The organism is Methylorubrum rhodinum (assembly GCF_014199935.1).
In the GTDB taxonomy this organism is placed as follows: domain Bacteria; phylum Pseudomonadota; class Alphaproteobacteria; order Rhizobiales; family Beijerinckiaceae; genus Methylobacterium; species Methylobacterium rhodinum.
Genome location: NZ_JACHOP010000006.1, coordinates 118,314 through 137,403, shown reverse-complemented (window position 1 = coordinate 137,403; position 19,090 = coordinate 118,314). Strand labels below are relative to the sequence as shown.

At 70.3% G+C, this 19,090-nt stretch carries 16 protein-coding genes; 8 read left to right on the top strand and 8 right to left on the bottom strand.

Annotation, left to right across the window (positions count from 1 at the left end; all coding sequences use genetic code 11):
• Window positions 1-56: 56 nt before the first annotated feature.
• On the bottom strand, window positions 57-1,151 hold the full coding sequence (locus HNR00_RS09740; RefSeq protein WP_183568590.1) for an NAD(P)/FAD-dependent oxidoreductase: 1,095 nt from the start codon (window positions 1,149-1,151) through the stop codon (window positions 57-59).
• A gap of 81 nt (window positions 1,152-1,232) precedes the next feature.
• The gene (locus HNR00_RS09735; RefSeq protein WP_183568587.1) at window positions 1,233-2,561 is read right to left on the bottom strand and encodes a hypothetical protein; all 1,329 of its coding nucleotides are present in this window, start codon (window positions 2,559-2,561) and stop codon (window positions 1,233-1,235) included.
• Window positions 2,562-2,856: 295 nt separating this feature from the next.
• Here HNR00_RS09735 and flgB point away from each other — a divergent pair, with 295 nt between their 5' ends.
• The 7 genes from flgB to cckA all read left to right on the top strand — a co-directional run bounded on the left by flgB (window position 2,857) and on the right by cckA (window position 9,202).
• Complete coding sequence (flgB, locus tag HNR00_RS09730) at window positions 2,857-3,279, top strand: flagellar basal body rod protein FlgB (RefSeq protein WP_183568584.1); 423 nt, start codon at window positions 2,857-2,859, stop codon at window positions 3,277-3,279.
• 12 nt (window positions 3,280-3,291) lie between these two features.
• Window positions 3,292-3,702 carry a flagellar basal body rod protein FlgC gene (flgC, locus tag HNR00_RS09725; RefSeq protein WP_183568581.1) on the top strand — a complete coding sequence of 137 codons (411 nt, stop codon included), beginning with the start codon at window positions 3,292-3,294 and terminating at the stop codon, window positions 3,700-3,702.
• A gap of 2 nt (window positions 3,703-3,704) precedes the next feature.
• Window positions 3,705-4,013: a flagellar hook-basal body complex protein FliE gene (fliE, locus tag HNR00_RS09720; RefSeq protein ID WP_183568578.1), complete on the top strand. Its 309-nt coding sequence runs from the start codon at window positions 3,705-3,707 to the stop codon at window positions 4,011-4,013.
• Between the two features lie 184 nt (window positions 4,014-4,197).
• The gene (gene fliQ, locus HNR00_RS09715) at window positions 4,198-4,464 is read left to right on the top strand and encodes a flagellar biosynthesis protein FliQ (RefSeq protein ID WP_056247544.1); all 267 of its coding nucleotides are present in this window, start codon (window positions 4,198-4,200) and stop codon (window positions 4,462-4,464) included.
• A gap of 99 nt (window positions 4,465-4,563) precedes the next feature.
• Window positions 4,564-5,337, top strand: a complete 774-nt coding sequence (gene fliR / locus HNR00_RS09710) for a flagellar biosynthetic protein FliR (protein ID WP_183568575.1) — start codon at window positions 4,564-4,566, stop codon at window positions 5,335-5,337.
• Window positions 5,338-5,351: 14 nt separating this feature from the next.
• Window positions 5,352-6,419, top strand: coding sequence for a flagellar biosynthesis protein FlhB (gene flhB, locus HNR00_RS09705; protein ID WP_183568572.1), 1,068 nt, complete (start codon window positions 5,352-5,354; stop codon window positions 6,417-6,419).
• Between the two features lie 119 nt (window positions 6,420-6,538).
• Window positions 6,539-9,202: a cell cycle histidine kinase CckA gene (gene cckA / locus HNR00_RS09700; RefSeq protein WP_183568568.1), complete on the top strand. Its 2,664-nt coding sequence runs from the start codon at window positions 6,539-6,541 to the stop codon at window positions 9,200-9,202.
• A 370-nt stretch (window positions 9,203-9,572) separates the two neighbouring features.
• Here cckA and HNR00_RS09695 read toward each other — a convergent pair whose 3' ends face one another.
• Genes HNR00_RS09695 through HNR00_RS09675 form a run of 5 tightly spaced genes read right to left on the bottom strand, consistent with a single transcriptional unit; the run spans window position 9,573 to window position 16,116 of the window.
• Complete coding sequence (locus HNR00_RS09695; RefSeq protein ID WP_183568565.1) at window positions 9,573-10,937, bottom strand: L-serine ammonia-lyase; 1,365 nt, start codon at window positions 10,935-10,937, stop codon at window positions 9,573-9,575.
• The gene (locus tag HNR00_RS09690) at window positions 10,934-11,500 is read right to left on the bottom strand and encodes a sarcosine oxidase subunit gamma (protein WP_183568562.1); all 567 of its coding nucleotides are present in this window, start codon (window positions 11,498-11,500) and stop codon (window positions 10,934-10,936) included. The genes HNR00_RS09695 and HNR00_RS09690 overlap by 4 nt, the downstream gene beginning before the upstream one ends.
• The gene (locus HNR00_RS09685) at window positions 11,493-14,480 is read right to left on the bottom strand and encodes a sarcosine oxidase subunit alpha family protein (protein ID WP_183568558.1); all 2,988 of its coding nucleotides are present in this window, start codon (window positions 14,478-14,480) and stop codon (window positions 11,493-11,495) included. The genes HNR00_RS09690 and HNR00_RS09685 overlap by 8 nt, the downstream gene beginning before the upstream one ends.
• 1 nt (window position 14,481) lies before the next feature.
• Window positions 14,482-14,835: a sarcosine oxidase subunit delta gene (locus HNR00_RS09680; protein ID WP_183568915.1), complete on the bottom strand. Its 354-nt coding sequence runs from the start codon at window positions 14,833-14,835 to the stop codon at window positions 14,482-14,484.
• A 27-nt stretch (window positions 14,836-14,862) separates the two neighbouring features.
• Window positions 14,863-16,116 (bottom strand): sarcosine oxidase subunit beta family protein, encoded by a 1,254-nt coding sequence (locus HNR00_RS09675; RefSeq protein WP_183568555.1) that lies wholly within the window; start codon window positions 16,114-16,116, stop codon window positions 14,863-14,865.
• Window positions 16,117-16,611: 495 nt separating this feature from the next.
• Here HNR00_RS09675 and HNR00_RS09670 point away from each other — a divergent pair, with 495 nt between their 5' ends.
• The gene (locus tag HNR00_RS09670; RefSeq protein ID WP_183568914.1) at window positions 16,612-17,550 is read left to right on the top strand and encodes a GlxA family transcriptional regulator; all 939 of its coding nucleotides are present in this window, start codon (window positions 16,612-16,614) and stop codon (window positions 17,548-17,550) included.
• A 168-nt stretch (window positions 17,551-17,718) separates the two neighbouring features.
• Here the strand turns inward: HNR00_RS09670 and HNR00_RS09665 are convergent, their stop codons facing one another.
• Entirely contained in the window at window positions 17,719-19,071 is a 1,353-nt protein-coding gene (locus HNR00_RS09665) for a hypothetical protein (protein ID WP_183568552.1), read from the bottom strand.
• Window positions 19,072-19,090 lie beyond the last annotated feature (19 nt).

Below are 19,090 nucleotides of genomic sequence, written 5' to 3'. Positions count from 1 at the left end.
GGCCGCCCGAGCCGTCTATGCGCGATCCGTGCCCGTTGCGCGAGGGGCGGAAAGGTTCAGGCGCACAGCCGGTCCGCCACCGCCTCGGCGAGCGACAGCGACGAGGTCAGGCCGGGGCTCTCGATGCCGAAGAGTTGAACGAGGCCGGGCAGGCCGTGCGCCTCAGGGCCCTCGATCAGGAAGTCGGCGGCCGGCTCGCCGGGGCCGGTGAGCTTGGGGCGGAGGCCGGCATAGTCCGGCGTCAGGCGATCCGCGGTCAGAGCCGGCCAGTAGCGTCGGATCGCTGCGGCGAAGGCCTCGGCGCGGTTCGGATCGACCGAAAAGTCCTCGGCCTCGACCCACTCGACATCGGGGCCGAAGCGCATGCGCCCGGCGAGATCGAGGGTGAGGTGGATGCCCAAGCCCCCCTCGACCGGGGCCGGGTAGATCAGCCGCGAGAAGGCGGGCCGGCCGGTGCAGCCGAAATAGCTGCCCTTGGCGAGCACCTGACGCGGCACCCGCGCCGGCTCGACGCCCTCGATGGTTCGGGCCAGCGCCTGCGCCCCGATGCCGGCGGCGTTGACGAGGGTGTCGACCGCGAGCGTGTCCGGCGCCTCGCCGCCGAAGCGGACGCGCCAGCGCCCGTCGCGGCGCGCGGCGGAGAGGATCGGGGTGCGCAAGGCCAGCGCGCCGCCCGCATCCTCGATCTCGCCGAGCAGCGCCAGCATCAGCGCGTGGCTGTCGACGATGCCCGTGGCGGGCGAGTGCAGCGCGGCCACGCAGGCGAGCGCCGGCTCCAGCGCGAGGGCCGCGTCGCGTTCCAGGAAGGCGAGGTCCTCGACGCCGTTGGTCTGCCCGCGGGCGAAGATGGTCTCCAGCGCCGCGCGCTCTCCCTCGCTGGTGGCGACGATCAGCTTGCCGCAGAGCCGGTGAGGCACGCCGTGGCTCTCGCAGAAGGCGACGAGGCGGCGGCGCCCCTCGACGCAGTGGCGGGCGCGGATCGAGCCCGGCGGATAGTACATCCCGCCATGGATCACCTCAGAGCTGCGGGCCGAGACGCCGGTGCCGAAGGCGTCCGCCGCCTCGGCGACGATGACGGAGGCCCCGCGCCGCGCCAAAGCCCGCCCGACCGCGAGCCCGACCACCCCCGCTCCGACGACGAGCGCCTCCATGCTCAGCGGCTCCGTTGCGCGCGTGTCGTCAGGAGCGGCCGACGGGCATCCGCCGGTCCCGGCGCCCCCTGTTTCGGCCGCTCAGTTCTTGTTGTCGAGTGGGCGGCCGAGCAGGCGGGCGAACTCGGCTTCGATCTCCTCGACCGAGAACGGGTTCTGCGCGGTGGTCTCGGCGGCGGGCGCCGCGGGATCGGGTTTTCGAGCCTCCGGCTTGGGGGGCGCCGGTTGGGGCGCGGGCTTCGGCTCCGGTGCGGGCTTGGGCGCGGCCTCGGCGGGTTTGGCGGGTGCAGGCTTGGCGGGGGCGGGCTTGGCCGGCGCAGCGGGCGGCGGCGCGGGATTGAGAGGGGCCGGCACCGGCGTGGCGGTCACCTCGGGCGTCTGTTCGGGCGCCGGCTTCGCTTCCGCAGGCTTCACTTCCGCAGGCTTGGGCGCGGGCGCGGCGGGCGTCTCCGCCTTCGCGGGCGCCGGCTTGGTGGGAGCGGGCGGCGGCGGCGCGGCGGGCTTTGCCGGTGCGGGCGCCGGCGGCACGGCCGGGGCCGCAGCCACCGCGGCGGTGAGCGGGTCGGGCGGGAGATCGAGGCGGAGGTCGGGAGCGGGCGGCAGCGGCGGCACCTCGGCGCCGCCGGGCGGCGGCGTCACCGCGGAGGACGGGCGCTTGAGCGCGACCTGGAGCTGGCGGGCCATGTCGGACAGGACCGCCGGATCGACCGGCCGGGGGCCGCGCCCGGCGATGACGGGCGGCGTCTCCGGGACCGGCTCGGAGGCGGGCAGCGAGACCGGCTGGACGGCGGGCGCCGGGGTGCCCTGCGCCGCCTCGGGCACCGCCCCGCCGAGCGGCGGCGGCGTGCGCCGGATCAGGCGGCTCACCGGCGAGGCGGGCCGGGCGCGGGCCGGGGCCGGCGTCTCCGGCTCGAACAGGCCGGGATCGAGCGGCGGCGTGCGCTCCGGATGCGGCGGCTCGGCGCCGGGCACGGCGGGCGGCACCACCTCGGGCATCGCGAAGGCGGGCGGCGCCGGACTGTCGAGGAATTTCTCCGCCCGTGCGGCGTCGAGGGCGGGGTCGGCGGCGAGGTCCGGCTCGCGGGCGCCGTCGGGTGCGTAGCGGGCGCCCGCGCCGCGCTGGATGTGGCGCTCGATCACCACGTCGTTCGGGCCGCCGACGAGGAGCAGGTGCTCCACGTTGTCCCGCCGCAGCAGGATGAGCTGGCGCTGCCGGTCGAGCTCGTAGATGTCGACGATGCCGAGCCGCGGCTGGCGCCCCCGCGCGTTCGCCCCCGCCGTCAGCGACATCCCGCGCCCGGAGAGCCTCCGGAACAGCAGGAAGCCCCCGATCAGCAGAACCAGGATGACGAGGAAGATCACCAGGAACTGCACGACGTACGACCCGTCGGAACTGAAGAACGCTTGCAAGACCCGTGTCTTTCGCAGTCGGGGCCCAATCCGGGCCCGCTCGTGAGACCGCGCGATTATCGCTGCCGCGGGTTTCGGCCGCAACAAACCCGAATCGTTCGTTAACAGGCCCGTGCGGCTTGGTTTGCCCCGTTTCGGCACAGCCCGGCCGACGACCGGGCAGGATTTGCCGGGTTAACGCGTCCTTAACCATGGCGGCGGCATTTTCTGCCGGGTCCGGTCCTCGCGTCCCCACACCGCGAATGGCCGGATTTCTCGGCCGGATTCCTCGGCAAGGTCTCCCCAAAGGTCGCCGATGTCCCTCACCGACCTGCCCATCCTCGGCATGCTGCGCACCCGGATGCACTGGCATCAGGCCCGCCAGGCGCTGCTCGCCGAGAACGTCGCCAACGCCGACCTGCCGAATTTTCGGCCCCGCGACCTCGCCGAACCGCGCGGCCCCGGCGCGGGGGCCGCGCTCGCCGCGCCGCTCGGCGCCGCGGTCGGCGGCGACGGGCTCGCCCGCACCGAGCCGGCCCATTTCGGGCTCTCGACGGAAAGTGGGCCCAACGCCGACCCGCGCCGCTTCAAGGGCTTCGAGGTGCGCCCCTCGGGCAACGGCGTGAACCTGGAGGAGGAGATGATGAAGGCCGGCGACAACCAGTCGGACTATCAGCTCGTCGCCTCGCTCTACCAGAAGAGCCTCGACGCCCTGAAGATCGCCGTCGGCAAGCGTTGATAGGGGGATTCGATGGACTTCCTGAAGAGCCTCGGCATCGCCGCCTCCGGCCTCAAGGCGCAGTCCGGGCGGATGCGCATCATCGCCGAGAACATCGCCAACGCCGATTCCACCGCCTCGACCGCGGGCGGCGAGCCCTACCGCCGCAAGATCCCGACCTTCTCCAGCCGCCTCGACCGCGAGCTGAACGCCAACGTCGTCGAGGCGGGGCGCGTGCGGCGCGACCCCTCGCCGTTCCGCACCAAGTACGACCCCGGCAACCCGGCGGCGGACGCCCGCGGCGAGGTGCGCCTGCCCAACGTCAACGGGCTGATCGAGAACATGGACATGCGCGAGGCCCAGCGCTCCTACGAGGCCAACCTCAACATGGTCACCGCGACCCGGCGGATGATCTCCAAGACCCTCGAGATCCTGAAGGCCTGACCATGCCGAGTTCCGCCTTCGCCGCGGGCGCCTACGCCGCCGCTCAAGGGATTTCGCGCCCGACCGGGCCGAAGCCCGTCCAGGCGACGGGCGCTTCCGGCTTCTCCGGCCTGCTGCAGCAGACCCTGGACGGCGTGGCCCAGTCCGGCGAGAAGGCCGACCGCGCCGCCCTCTCGGCCGCGGCCGGCAAGGCCAACGTGGTCGATGTCGTCACCGCGGTGGCCGAGAGCGAGACCGCGCTCCAGACCCTGGTGGCCGTGCGCGACCGGGTGATCTCGGCCTACGAAGAGATCATGCGGATGCCGATCTAGTTTTTTGAGAACGTCCCCTCCCACCCATCCCCCTCATCCTGAGGTGCCGCGCCAGCGGCCTCGAAGGAGGGCTCCAGGGAGCACGGCGGGTTCTGGAGCCCTCCTTCGAGGCCTTCGCTTCGCTCCGGCACCTCAGGATGAGGGTGAGGGTGGGAGCGGGGGCACCGCAAAAGAGTCCCAAAAAATGACCGGCCTCGCCATCCTCGACGTCGCCCGCGACGGCATCTTCGTCTTCCTCAAGGTGGCCGGGCCCCTGATGCTGGTCGCGCTGCTGGTCGGCCTCGTCGTGTCGCTGTTCCAGGCGCTGACGCAGATCCAGGAGCAGACTCTCATCTATGTCCCGAAGATCGTCACCGTGTTCGGGGTGCTGCTGCTGATGCTGCCGTTCATGGGCGACGCCATGGCGGCCTACATGGCTCGCATCGCCGCCCGCATCGCGGCGGGTGGCTGATGCCCCGTTCGGAGTGGTGTAGGGTGGAGGCGAATGCGCGCGTCGCGCATTGTTCATGCATCGGCTTTTTCCGAAAGCCGGCGACCACCTTTCGGGCCGATGCCGTCGCTCAACCTGCTGCTGCCGGGCCTCGCCGCGGCCTTCATCCTCACCTTCGCCCGGGTCGGCACGCTGATCATGCTGATGCCGGGCGTCGGCGAGCAGCTCGTCTCCGCCCGGATCCGGCTGGCGCTCGCGCTCCTCGTCACGCTGGTGCTGTTTCCCGTGATCCGGCCGATGCTGCCGAAGGTGGACGGCACGCTCGCCCCCCCGGTGCTGATCGGGCTCCTGTTCAGCGAGATCCTGATCGGGCTGATGCTGGGCCTGTGCGTGCGCATGGTGCTCGCCGCGCTGACCACCGCCGGCAACGTCATCTCGCAGCAGCTCGGCCTGTCCTACGCCATGACGGTCGACCCGACGATGGGCGGGCAGCAGGCCGCCATCGGCAATTTTCTGTCGCTCCTCGGCATCACGCTGGTGATGGCGACCGACCTGCATCATCTCGCGCTGGAGGGCATCGCCCGCAGCTACGTCGTGCTGCCGCCGACCGGCCTGCCGGCGCTGGGGGATGCGGCCAAGATGGCGCTCGACGCTTTCGCCCGCAGCTTCGCACTGGGGGTCCGGATCGCCGGCCCGTTCATCGTCTTCGCGATCCTGTTCAATCTCGGGCTCGGCGTGCTGTCGCGGCTGATGCCGCAATTGCAGGTGTTCTTTCTCGCGGTGCCGGCCTCGGTGGTGATCGGGATGCTGCTGCTCGCGGGCGCGCTCGGGCTGCTGATGAGCCTGTTCCTGGACGATTTCGGCCGCTATCTCGGCCAGCTCGTCGGGCGGTGAGGCGGCTCTGACCGATGGCGGAAGAGACCGACCAGGAAGACAAGACCGAAGAACCGACCTTCCGCCGCATCGAGCAGGCGATCGAGCGCGGCGACGTGCCGAACAGCCCCGAGATCTACACCTTCTTCATCCTGGCGGCGCTGACGCTCGTGCTGATCGTCTCCGCCAAGCCCATCGCCGAGGCGCTGTCGCGCGACATGCGCGGCTTCCTGCTCCATGCCGGCGATGTGCCGGCCGATCCCGGCACGTTCCTCGGCGTCGCCATGCGCGCGGCCTGGATCGGGCTGAAGGCGCTCGCCATCCCGCTCGGCCTCGCGATGGTGGCCGGGCTCGGTGCGGGCTTCCTGCAGCACCGGCCGATCCTGACGGCGCAGAGCCTGATGCCGCAATTCTCGCGCATCTCGCCGATGGCCGGGATGAAGCGGCTGTTCGGGATGGAGGCCTGGGTCAATTTCGGCAAGGGGCTGGCCAAGATCGTCCTCGTGGGCGTCGTGGCCGGCGCGATCCTCTGGGCCGAGCACGACCGGGCGGAATCCTTCGCGCAGCTGGAGCCGGGCGCCGCGCTCGCCGCCACGCTCACGCTCGCCGTGAAGATGATGGGCGGGATGCTGGCGATCTACGCCGCCATCGCGCTCGGCGACGCGCTCTACCAGCGCCACCGCTGGAAGGCGCGCCTGCGCATGTCCAAGGAGGAGATGAAGCAGGAGCACAAGGAGAGCGAGGGCAGCCCCGAGGTGAAGGCCCGCCAGCGCCAGCTGCGGCAGGCCAAGGTCAAGAAGCGGATGATGGCCGCCGTGCCCACCGCCACCGTGATCGTGACGAACCCGACCCACTTCGCCGTGGCATTGCGCTACGAGGCCGGCATGGCGGCGCCGATCTGCGTCGCCAAGGGCGTCGATTCCCTGGCGCTCCGCATCCGCGCGGTGGCCAAGAAGCACGACGTGCCGGTACTGGAGAACCCGCCGCTGGCCCGCGCGCTCCACGCCACCGTCGAGGTCGACGACGAGATTCCCGCCGAGCATTATCGGGCGGTTGCGGAGGTGATCGGTTTCGTGCTTCGCCTGCGCCGCCGCGCGGCGTAAGGGGACGCCCCGTCCCGAAACGGCGAAGTCCCTCAAATGCCACGGTTTATGCACCATTGTCCGGCAAATCTGGCCAGACGGCGCGCCGGAGGCGGGTGCGAGGGGATGGGTAGGGCCTGATGGCTGAGGTCAGCGGACCAGCGGTGCCGGCGTCGGGCTCGATCGACCGCTCGGAGCGCCCCGGCCGGGTCGGGCTGCTGCTGATGCTGGCGGGCCTCCTCGTGGGGGCCGCCGTCGGCCTGTCGTTCGTGGCCAACGAGCAGGCCCAGCCGCTCATCCTCGGCCTCCTGGCGCTGCTCGCCATGGCCGGCGTGTTCTTCCTGTTCGCGCTCGCCATCGGGGCGATCCAGCTCGCGGGACCGGCCTCGCGCGACGACATCACCCGCGCGATCACCGACGCGGCGCCGGACGGCAAGCTCGTCGTCGAGGATGGCGGGCGGATGATCTACGCCAACGAGGCCTATATGCGGCTGGCCGGCGGCGACAGTTTTTCGAACCTGCGCCCGATCGAGCGCATCTTCGTCGGCGCGCCCGAGGTGTCCGAGGCGGTGTATCGGCTGGCGCAGGCCGCCCGGGACGAGCGCGCCTACACGGAGGAAATCCGCATGTCGCCGCCGCCCGGCGGGGCGGCCGAGCGCGACTTCGCGTGGTACCGCATCGCCGTGCGGCCGATCCCGCGCCCGCGCGGCGCGGCGGCGCTCTGGACGGTGAGCGACATCACCCACGAGCGCGAGCGCCAGGAGAACGTCTTCCAGGAACTCCAGCACGCGATCGACTATCTCGACCATGCGCCCGCGGGCTTCCTGTCGATCGATGCCGCGGGCGCGATCGTCTACATGAACGCGACGCTCGCCTCCTGGCTCGGCTACGACCTCGCCACCGTCGGCTCGGGCGGGCTCAAGCTCCTCGAGATCGCGCCGGGCGCCGACATGCTGTCGGCCGCCCCCGGCCTGCCCGGCGAGGTCCGCACCGACCGCTTCGACATCGACCTGCGCCGCCGCAACGGCCAGCCGCTGCCGACCCGCCTCTACCACCGCGTCGCCTACGGCCAGGACGGGGCGCCGGGCCCGTCGCGCACCTTCGTGCTCAACCGCTCGGCGGGCTCGGATTCCGACGAGCCGCAGCGCGCCGCCGAGGTGCGGCTCGCCCGCTTCCTCAACACCAGCCCGATCGCCATCGCGACGCTCGACGGCGACGGCCGCGTCATCCGCGCCAACGCCTCGTTCGTGCGCCTGTTCTCCGGCATGCCGCGCCAGCCGGCCGCCGAGTCCGGCCGCGAGGCTTCCGAGCCGCTGATGCGCGACGCCGTGCTGGAGCGCGACCGTCATGCGATCGAGGCGGCGCTCGCGCGGGCCGCCAACGGCTTCGGCGGGCTCGACCCGATCGAGATCGGCCTGTCGGGCGAGGGCGAGCGCTCGGCCCGCGTCTGGATGAGCCCGGCCGATGCCGACGGCACGCAGCGCGTCGAGTCGGATGCCGACCGCGAGCGGGTCATCCTCTACGCGCTCGACACCACGGCCCAGCGCCAGCTGGAGCAGCAGATCGCCCAGACCCAGAAGATGGACACGGTCGGCCAGCTCGCGGGCGGCATCGCCCACGACTTCAACAACGTGCTGCAGGCGATCATCGGCTACTCGGACCTCCTGCTCGCGAGCCACCGGCCGACCGACCACGCCTTCCAGGACATCATGCAGATCAAGCAGAACGCGAACCGGGCCGCCTCGCTCGTTCGCCAGCTGCTGGCCTTCTCCCGCCGCCAGACGCTGCGGCCGGAGGTGATGGATGTCGGCGAGGCCCTGTCCGACCTGACGCTGCTGCTGAAGCGGCTTCTCGGCGAGCGGGTGCAGCTCGATTTCCGCCACGGCCGCGAGATCTGGCCGATCAAGGCCGACGTGAACCAGTTCGAGCAGGTGATCGTGAACCTCGCGGTCAACGCCCGCGACGCGATGCCCGGCGGCGGGCGCCTCTCGATCCGCACCACCAACTGCACGGCGGAGGTCGAGCGCCCGGTCGGCATCCCGCCGGGCGATCACGTGATGATCGAGGTGACCGACACCGGCGAGGGCATTCCCCCGGCGGTGCTCCAGAAGATCTTCGAGCCGTTCTTCACCACCAAGGAGATCGGCAAGGGCACCGGCCTTGGGCTCTCGACGGTGTTCGGCATCGTCAACCAGTCGGGCGGGGCCATCGACGTGCAGTCGACGGTGGGCGAGGGCACGACCTTCCGCATCTATCTCCCGCGCCACGAGCCCGGCACCGAGGCCCTGCCGGAGCCCGAGCCAGGCGGGGCGCTGCCCAAACCCGAGCGGACGGCCGCCGCGGCGACGCCGACGGTGGGCGACGCCGCGGCGCCGGAGCCCAAGCCGGCCCCGAAGCCCGCGCCGGAACCCCAAAGACCCGCCGCCGACCATACCGGCCAGGGCACGGTGCTGCTGGTCGAGGACGAGGATCCGGTGCGCGCGGTCAATTCCCGCGCCCTCTCGGCCCGCGGCTACACGGTGCTGGAGGCCGCCTCCGGCGTCGAGGCCCTGCGCCTGATCGAGGAGCATGCCGACGGCATCGACGTCGTCGTCTCCGACGTGGTCATGCCCGAGATGGACGGCCCGACCCTGCTGCGCGAATTGCGCAAGCACCGGCCCGACCTGAAGGTGATCTTCGTCTCCGGCTACGCCGAGGACGCCTTCCGCAAGAACCTGCCCGAGGGCGAGGCCTTCAACTTCCTGCCGAAGCCCTTCAGCCTGAAGCAGCTGGTGGAGACGGTGAAGACGACGATGGCGGGATAGGGCTCGCCGACCGGCAGACGGCCTGTCACGACACGTCCCAACTCATACCAAGTTGCACGGACCATGACCGATGGTCCTGTTCCGTGCGTCCGGCGGACGGCCGCCGCCGCGCAGTCGCGCGGAAAATCGGCGATGAGCCATGATCATCGCCGATCGGTATCACACCGTCATTCCGGGGCGCGAAGCGAACCCGGAATCCACGACTGGCCCGGACGCTTCTCTAAGTTTTTGTTCAGCATCGGCTTTTCCCGAAAGCCGGCATCCACCTTTCGGGCCGATGCTTCATGCCTGAGCGGCGCATCACGGGTTGATTCCGGGTTCGCTTATCAGCGCCCCGGAATGACGGTGGGTGAGCGTTCGAAGTCCCGCCTCAACAGGCCGCGACGTTGACCGCGAGACCGCCGAGCGAGGTCTCCTTGTACTTGTCCTGCATGTCGAGACCGGTCTGGCGCATGGTCTCGATGACCTCGTCGAGCGTCACGTAGTGGATGCCGTCGCCGCGCAGAGCCAGCGAGGCGGCCGCCACCGCCTTGTTGGCCCCGAAGGCGTTGCGTTCGATGCAGGGGATCTGCACGAGGCCGCCGATCGGGTCGCAGGTCATGCCGAGATGGTGCTCCATGGCGATCTCGGCGGCGTTCTCGACCTGGAGCGCGTTGCCGCCGAGCACCGCGGCGAGGCCGGCCGCGGCCATGGCGGCGGCGGAGCCGACCTCGCCCTGGCAGCCGACCTCGGCGCCCGAGATCGAGGCGCGGCTCTTGATCAGGCCGCCGACGGCCGCCGCCGTGAGCAGGAAGTCGCGGCCGTGGGCGTCGCACCAGCCCGGGCAGAACTCGACGACGTAGCGCAGCACTGCGGGCACGATGCCGGCCGCACCGTTGGTCGGCGCGGTGACGACGCGCCCGCCCGCGGCGTTCTCCTCGTTGACGGCGAGCGCGAACAGGCTGATCCAGTCCATCACCTCGTGGGCCGGGCGGCTGTTGGAGAGCCGGCCCTCTTGCAACTGCGCGTGCAGGCGCTTGGCGCGGCGGCGCACCTTGAGGCCGCCGGGCAACTCGCCGTCCATGCGCAGGCCGCGGTCGATGCAGGCGAGCATGGCGTCGCGGATCGCGTCGAGGCCGGCATCGACGTCGGATTCGGAGCGCAAAGCCCGCTCGTTCTGCATCTGCACCTGGGCGATGCTCAGGCCCGTTTCGGCGCAGACGGCCAGCAGCTCGGCGGCGCTGGTGAAGGGATGGGGCACGGGCTTCGCCTCCAGCCCGGCGCCCTCGGCCTCGCCCTCGTCGACGACGAAGCCGCCGCCGATGGAGTAGCAGGTCGTCTCGGCGCGCACGTCGCCCGCGCCGTCGAACGCGCGGAAGCGCATGCCGTTGGTGTGGCGCGGCAGGATTTCGGTGAAGTTGAAGACGAGGTCGCGGGCGGGGTCGAACGCTATTGCGGCGCCCCCGCCCGGCAGGTCGAGGGCACCGCGCTCGGTCAGAGCCTGCGTATACTCACCGACCCGATCCGGATCGACGGTCGCCGGATCGTGGCCGAGCAGTCCCAAAAAAATCGCCGTGTCGGTGCCGTGGCCGCGCCCGGTCCAGGCGAGCGATCCGAAGATCTCGGCGCCGATCCGGGTGGTCTCGGCCTGTCCTGCGACCCGCTCGCGGAACCGGCGAGCGGCGATCATCGGGCCGACGGTGTGCGAGCTCGACGGGCCGATGCCGATCTTGAACAGGTCGAAGACGCTGATCATCCCTCGCCGATCCCCATGCCCGCCTCTTGCAGGAAGCCATGCACGTATGTGGCCAAGGAGCGCCAGCATTCCACCCGGTAGCGGGCCGGGGCGCCGGCGCGGCGGATCAGGACGATCTCGGCCTTCCCCAGCAGCGTGCGGGTGGCTTTGCCGGCCGGGAAGGCGGCCTCGCCCAGATCGAGCGGGCAGCCGGCGTTGAGGAGTTCCGCGGCGCGAAAACCCTCGACGTCGATGCCGACGTTGCGGTTCGAGACATCGACCACGGAATGGGCCCGGCCGGCGAGGTCACTCGCGGCCGAGGTCTGCAACAGATCGGCCTCGCCCTCGGGGACGCCGATCAGCCACTCGTCCGGCCCGAGCCGGGCGATCCAGCGGCGGTCGTCGCCCGACACGGTGTTGATCGGCCGGTTCAGCGGCAGGCCGGCGATCTCGCCCTCCGTCGCGCGGATGCGCAGGACGAAGCGGGCTTCCGCCTCGGACGGGCGGATCGAGACGCCCGAGGGGCGGGTCTCGACCCGGCCGAGCGGGAGGGTGCGGGCGGTGCGGTAGCGAACCTCAAGCATGGACGCGCTCTCCCTTGGTGTCGAAGAAGACCGGCTCGCTCACGGTCGCGCGGGTGAAGCCGTCGGGCGTGGTGATGTGGAGCGTCCGGCCCATCAGCGAGCGCCCGTCCGCCACCAGCGCCAGGGCGATGGAGCGGTCGCAATTCGGGCTCCAGTAGCTCGACGTGACGTGGCCGAGCATCCGCATCGGGATCGGCTGGTTCGGGTCGGCCACGATCTGCGCGCCCTCGTCGAGGACCAGCTTCGGGTCCTCGGTGACGAGGCCGACGAGCTGCTTGCGGCCGGTGGTGGCGACCACATCGGGGCGGGCGAGCGAACGCTTGCCGACGAAGTCGACCTTCGTCTTGGCGATCATGCCGGCCATGCCGACGTCGTCCGGGGTCACCGTGCCGTCGGTCTCCTGGCCGACGATGATGTAGCCCTTCTCGGCGCGCAGCACGTGCATCGTCTCGGTGCCGTAGGGGGTGATCCCATGCGGCTGGCCCGCGGAAAAAATCGCCTCCCACACGGCGAGCGCGTGGTCGCTCGGCACGTTGATCTCGAAGCCGAGTTCGCCGGTGAACGAGACGCGGAACAGCCGGGTCGGCACGCCGCAGATCGTCCCCGTCCGCATCGCCATGTGCGGAAAGGCCTCGGGCGAGAGGTCGATGCCTTCCACCAGCGGCTCGATGACGTGGCGGGCCTTCGGGCCCTGCAGCGCGATCACCGCCCATTGCTCGGTGGTCGAGGTCAGGAACACCTGCAGGTCCGGCCACTCGGTCTGGAGGTAGTCCTCCATGTGGCCGAGCACGCGGGCGGCCCCGCCGGTCGTCGTGGTTACGTGGAAGCACTCGTCGGAGACGCGGGCGACGACGCCGTCGTCGAGGATGTAGCCGTCTTCCTTGAGCATCAGCCCGTAGCGGCAGCGGCCGTTGGCGAGCTTGGCCCAGGGGTTGACGTACATCCGGTTCATGAACTCGGCCGCATCCGGCCCGACCACCTCGATCTTGCCGAGCGTCGAGGCATCAAAAATGCCGACCCCCTCGCGCACCGCCTTGCACTCGCGGGCAACCGCCGCGTGCAGATCCTCGCCGGCTTTCGGAAAGTACCAGGCGCGGCGCCACAGGGCGACGTTCTCGAAGGTGGCGCCCTGCGCCTCGGCCCAGCCGTGGATCGGAGTGGTGCGGATCGGATCGAACAGGGCGTGCCGCGCGGGACCCACCAGCGCGCCGAAGGTGACGGGGGTGTAGGGCGGGCGGAACGTCGTGGTGCCCACCGCCGGGAGCGCCTTGTCGAGCTGCCCGGCGACGATGCCGAGGGCGTTCATGTTCGAGGTCTTGCCCTGGTCGGTCGCCATACCGGTGGTGGTGTAGCGCTTGACGTGCTCGATCGACTGGAAGCCCTCGCGCACCGCGAGCTTGATGTCCTTGGCCGTGACGTCGTTCTGGAAATCGACGAAGGCGCGGACCTTCCTCGGGTCGGCGTCGGTCGGCATAACCCGCACCGGCTGGAAGCCGGTGAGCGTGGCGCTCGCCCCGAAGGTGCGGGTCTCGGACGAGCCCGAAGCGGCGGCGCCCGCCGCAAAACCCTCGGTGAGGCAGCCGGCCAGATCGTAGGTGCCGCGTGCCGCACCAGCCGAGCGCTCGGCCTGCGCCGAGATGTTGGGCACGAAGGCGTCGAGCGCATCGTCGTAGCGGAGCTTGCCGCGGGACTGCGAGAACAGGTGGACGGCGGGCGTCCAGCCGCCGGACATGCCGACGCAGTCGCAGGGGATGACCCGGCGCGCGCCGCAGCGGCCGTTACCCTCGACCGGCGCCACGATGAGGCCGGAAACGCGCTTGCGGCCCTTGGAGCCGATCACGGTGTGGCCGGTCAGCACCTCCACGCCGGCGCCGCGCAGGCGGGTCACTTCCGGCCCGCAATCGGCCTCAAGCCGCAGATCGACCAGGGTCACGTCGAGGCCCGCAGACCGGGCGTCGAGGGCGACCTGATAGGCGGAGGCGCCGCTGGTGGCGACGACGAGCCGGTGGCCCGGAGCGACGCCGTAGCGGTTGAGGAACACCCGCACGCTCTCGGCGAGCAGGATGCCCGGACGGTCGTTGTCAGCGAAGACCAGCGGACGCTCGTGGGCGCCGCCGGCCAGCACCACCTCGCCGGCCCGCACCTGCCACAGGCGCTCGCGCGGCGCCTGACCGGCCGTGGGCAGGTGGTCGGTGACGCGCTCGGTCATCGCCACGTGGTTGTGGTTGTAGTAGCCGAACACGGTGGTGCGCGGCAGCAGGATGACGTTCTCGCGGGCATCGAGATCCGCCAGCGTCTCGGCGAGCCAGTCGGAGGCGAGCCGCCCGTCGATCTCGGCCCGCGGATCGTGCAGCAGCGAACCGCCCGGCTCCGGGCCCTCGTCGGCGAGGATGACGCGCTTGCCGGTCTTCGCGGCGGCGAGCGCGGCGGCGAGGCCGGCGGGGCCGGCGCCGACGATCAACACGTCGCAATGGGCGTGGCGGTTGGCGTAGCGGTCGGGATCGGCTTCCACCGGGGCCTTGCCGAGGCCGGCGGCGGCGCGGATGAACGGCTCGTAGACCCGGTCCCAGAACTTCCGCGGCCACATGAAGGTCTTGTAGTAGAACCCCGCGACGAAGACCGGCGACAGCAGGTCGTTGACAGCGCCGATATCGTATTCGAGCGACGGCCAGTGGTTCTGCGACGTGGTGCGGAGCCCTGAGCGGGCCTCGACCACGGAGGCGCGGTTGTTCGGATCGACCCGGCCGGGGCCGCGATCGACCGAGAGCAGGGCGCTCGGCTCGTCCGGGCCGTGGCTGAGGATGCCGCGGGGGCGGTGATACTTGAACGAGCGCCCGACGAGGTGGATGCCGTTGGCGATCAGCGCCGAGGCGACGGTGTCGCCCTGGTAGCCGTGGATCGGCCGGCCGTTGAACTCGAAGACGATGGGGCGGGAACGGTCGATGCGTCCGCCGCGGGACAATCTGAACGGCTGTGCCATCTCACGCCCTCGCCTCGCTCTGGATGTCGGATTTCGGAAGTTCTTCTATCGCGCGCTCTTGCGCCGAACCGGCTTCCACTTCGGCGGATCGCGCTTTTGCGCCCATCGGATAGGTCTCGATGAAGCGGTCGCTGACCGTGTCGCGCAGCGCGTTGAACCAGCGCCCGCAGCCGTGGGCGTGGTTCCAGCGCTCGGCGTGGACCCCGCGCGGGTTCTTTCGGACGAACAGGTACTCGGACCAGTTCTGGTCATCGATGGCGCCCGGCTGCTCCGGCCGGGCGATGTGGGCTTGGCCGCCGCAGCGGAACTCGGTCTCGGGGCGGTTGCCGCAGTTGGGACAGGCGATCAGCAGCATCGGATCGATCTCCAGCAAATGTGCGGATCAGTGTGCGACGGCGGCTGCCGCCGCCTCGTCGATGAGGCGGCCGGTGCGGAAGCGGTCGAGAGTGAAGGGTGCGTTGATCGCGTGCGGCTCGCCCGTCGCCAGCGTGTGGGCGAAGACGTGGCCGGAGCCCGGCGTCGCCTTGAAGCCGCCGGTGCCCCAGCCGCAATTGACGAACAGGTTCCGGACCGGGGTCTTGCCGATGATCGGCGAGCGGTCCGGCGTCACGTCGACGATGCCGCCCCAGGAGCGCAGCATCCGCATGCGGGTGAATTGCGGAAACAGCTCGCAGATGGCGTCGAGGGTGTGGGTGGTGATGTGGAGGCCGCCCTGCTGGCTGTAGGAGGTGTACTGGTCGGTGCCCGCGCCGATCACCAGCTCGCCCTTGTCGGACTGCGAGATGTAGGCGTGGACCGCGTTCGACATCACCACGCAGGGGAACACCGGCTTGACCGGCTCGGAGACGAGCGCCTGGAGCGGATAGCTCTCCAGCGGCATCGACACGCCGGACATGTTCATCACGGTCGAGGTGTGGCCGGCGGCGACCACGCCGATCCGGCCCGCGCCGATATAGCCGCAGCTGGTCTCGACGCCGATGGCGGTGCCCGCGGCGTCGCGGCGGATGCCGGTGACCTCGCAGTTCTGGATGATGTCGACGCCCCGCGCGTCGGCACCGCGGGCGTAGCCCCAGGCCACCGCGTCGTGGCGGGCGGTGCCGGCCCGGCGCTGAAGCGCGCCGCCGAGGACGGGATAGCGCAGGTGGCCGCCGATCTCGATCGGCGGGCAGAATTCCTTGCACTCTTCCTTCGACAGCCACTCGTTGTCGATGCCGTTGAGGCGGTTGGCGTAGACGTGGCGCTTGAAGCTCTGAACGTCGTGGATGTTGTGCGCGAGCATCAACACGCCGCGCTGCGAGAACATCACGTTGTAGTTCAGCTCCTGGGAGAGGCCCTCCCACAGCTTGAGGGCGTGCTCGTAGAGGCCCGCGCTCTCGTCGTAGAGGTAGTTGGAGCGGATGATCGTGGTGTTGCGGCCGGTGTTGCCGCCGCCGATCCAGCCCTTCTCCAGCACCGCCACGTTGGTGATGCCGTGGACGGTGGCAAGGTAGTAGGCCGTGGCCAGCCCATGGCCGCCGCCGCCGACGATGACGACGTCGTAAGCCGGCTTCGGCTCGGGCGCGCGCCACTGGCGCCCCCAGCCGGTATGGCCCCGCAGGGATTCGGAGAGCAGCGACGTGAGGGAGAAGCGGCGCATCGGTCGACCTCGCGGGTGGTGACGGATCATGGTCCGGCCCCCGCGGGGGGGCTTGATCGACGGCGACCGCGAGTTTGGATTTTACGACTTTACGCAGGGGCCGGGCGCACCGAGCGGAGGGAGAGACGTCCCGTCCGGCACGGTATCGCAGGGGGAATGCGACCGAGTCGGCGACCCGATCGACAATCCGCACAGCGCGGCGCGGCCTGGCTCGGCGCCTCAGACAAGAATTATTCTATTGCGCCGGGCGGGGGATGGGAGATTTACTTTCGATGTGGGCGCCGCTCCGGCGGACGCGCCGCCGACCGTCGCCCGACCGGAACGATTCCGGTGCGAGGCAGGACGGGACGGCCCGTGACTTGCCCATCACGTCACGGCGAAGGCCGGCAGATGGTGGTCAGGATGGAAACGACAGCGATGGTCACGGAGGCCTGCCCGGTCAGCCCGGCGGCGGCCAGCGAGTCGACCACGACCAAGGCGATCACCGTCGGCTTCATGCTGGTCGAGTGCTTCTCGATGATCGCCTTTTCCTCGGCGATCGAGCCGCTGCGGCTCGCCAACCGCGCGGCGGGCCGCGACCTCTACCGCTTCTCGCTGTGGTCCGAGGAGGGCACCAAGTGCACCGCCTCGAACGGGGTCGAGGTCCGGGTCTCGGGCCGGTTCGGCGAGGTGCAGGATTTCGACATCCTCGTCGTCTGCGGCGGCATCGACATCCAGAAGCCGGACCACCGCTCCCTGCACGCGGCGCTCCGCCGGGCCTGCGCCCGCGGCACCGCGCTCGGCGCGGTCTGCACCGGCACCTACGTGCTGGCCAAGGCGGGCCTGCTCGACGGCTATCGGGCGACGATCCATTGGGAGAACCTGCCGGGCCTCGTCTCGGAGCACGAGGGGCTGGAGATCGGCTCGGACCTGTTCGAGATCGACCGCAACCGCTTCACCTGCGCGGGCGGCACGGCAGCCGCCGACATGATGCTGTCGCTGATCATGCGCGAGCACGGGCCGAGCGTGGCGTCCTACGTCGCCGACCAGCTCATCCACCACCGCATCCGCGAATCGGGCGAGCGCCAGCGGATGGACCTGCGCATGCGCCTCGGCGTGGCGCATCCGAAGCTCCTCAAGGTGGTCGGGCTGATGGAGGCTTCGCTCACCGAGCCGCTCGGCAGCCAGGAACTGGCCGAGGCGGTCCATCTCTCGACCCGGCAACTGGAGCGGCTGTTCCTGAAATATCTCGGCCGCTCTCCGGCCAAGCACTACCTGCGCATCCGCCTGGAGCACGCCCGCGACCTGATCCGCCAGACGGCGATGCCGCTGCTCTCGGTGGCGATGGAATGCGGCTTCACCTCGGCCTCGCACTTCTCGAAGGCCTATCTCGACTGCTTCGGCCAGCCGCCGAGCGCGGAGCGCAAGGTGGTGCAAGCCGGCGGACGGGGTTGAGGCAGACCCCTTTTTGTTCCACCCGAATACCTCATCCTGAGATGCTGCGAAGCAGCCTCGAAGGAGGGCTCCAGCGGATCTTGCGATCCCTGAAGCCCTCCTTCGAGGCTGCGCTACGCTTCGCACCTCAGGATGAGGTGATTTTGGGATCCGCGAAGTAAAGGCCGATCAGAAATAATACCCGATGTTCATGATGAAGCGGGTCTTCCACTTGTTGTCGCCGCCCTGCGCGAGGCCGCTGGAGAACTGACCGGCGCCGACATAGGGATCGTTCCGGCCGAACACGCCCTCGGTGTAGATCACGAGGTTCGGGTCGGCGGTGAGCGTCCAGGCGCCGCCGAGGATGAAGCGCTCGCTGTTCTGGAAGCTGGCCTTGTCCTTGAAGTAGGCGCTGTAGCCGGCATAGGGCACGACCGTGAACGGCCCGATCGGATCGGCGACCTTGTAGGTCACCTCGGCCGAGACGAAGTTGCCGCGCGAGGCCATGTTGTAGGAGAAGTCGAAGCCGCCGACCGAGACGAAGTCGTTGCGGATCGGGTTCTTCGGGTCGATGTCCTGGCGGATGAAGATGCCCTTGAAGCCCCAGGCGCCGTAAGTGCCGAGCACGTGCACGCCTTCGAGCTGCTTGGTGCCGGTCTGGCGGGTGTCGAAGTTGTACAGGTCCGAGTGCCAGATCGAGGCGCCGAAGGCGAGCGAGGCGAGATCGTTCTTGTAGAGGAAGTACTCGGCCCGGCCGATGAACATGTTCTGCTCGGCGTTGCGCGAGGCGAACGGGAGGTAGCTGTCGCCCCGGACGATGTTGGTCGAGTAGCGGGCGCTGTCGAGGCTCAGCCCGATCGCGTTGGGGTTGGCGCCGGGATAATAGCCGACCTGATAGTTCAGGTCCGATTCGACGTGGGAGTACTTGACGCCGAAGTTATAGACCTCTTCCAGGCCCATCGTGAAGCCGAGCGTCTCGATGAAGCTCGTGCCGAAATACGGCGTCAGGCCGAACGGCGCCTGATTGAGGCCGAATGTGATGCTGTCTTCCCTCGTCAGCTTGTAGCCGACATAGGCCCACATCGGGAAGCTGACCTCGCCCGGATACCCCCGGTAGCCGTTGCGGGGACCGTAGATCGAGCTGCCGCCGTAGAAGCGGTACTGGGCGGCACCGAAGATCGTGTCGGAATCGTAGGCCGCCTTGAGCGAAAGCATGTCGAAGTCGAAATGCTCGGACGCCTTGGGCTGCCCGCCCAAGCCGACGTCGTTGAAGCGCCAGTCGTAGCGGGCGCGGATGGCGCCGCCGAAGGTGAAGGTGCCGAACTCGGTCTTGCCCTTCGGCGGCGCGATGTCGAAGTTGCCGGCGGGCTTGGCGGCCTCGGGGGCGTAGGTCGGGTCGGGGACCGCGACCGGCTGGACCCGGTTCACCCGGCTCGGCTCGGCGTCGAGCTCGACCGTGCCCTGTGCCCATACTGTCGACGCGCACAACACCGTCCCCGCGGCGCACCCCAGGAAGGCGATCGCCAAGCTTTTCATCGTCATGTCGCCCCCAAGCCTCTAC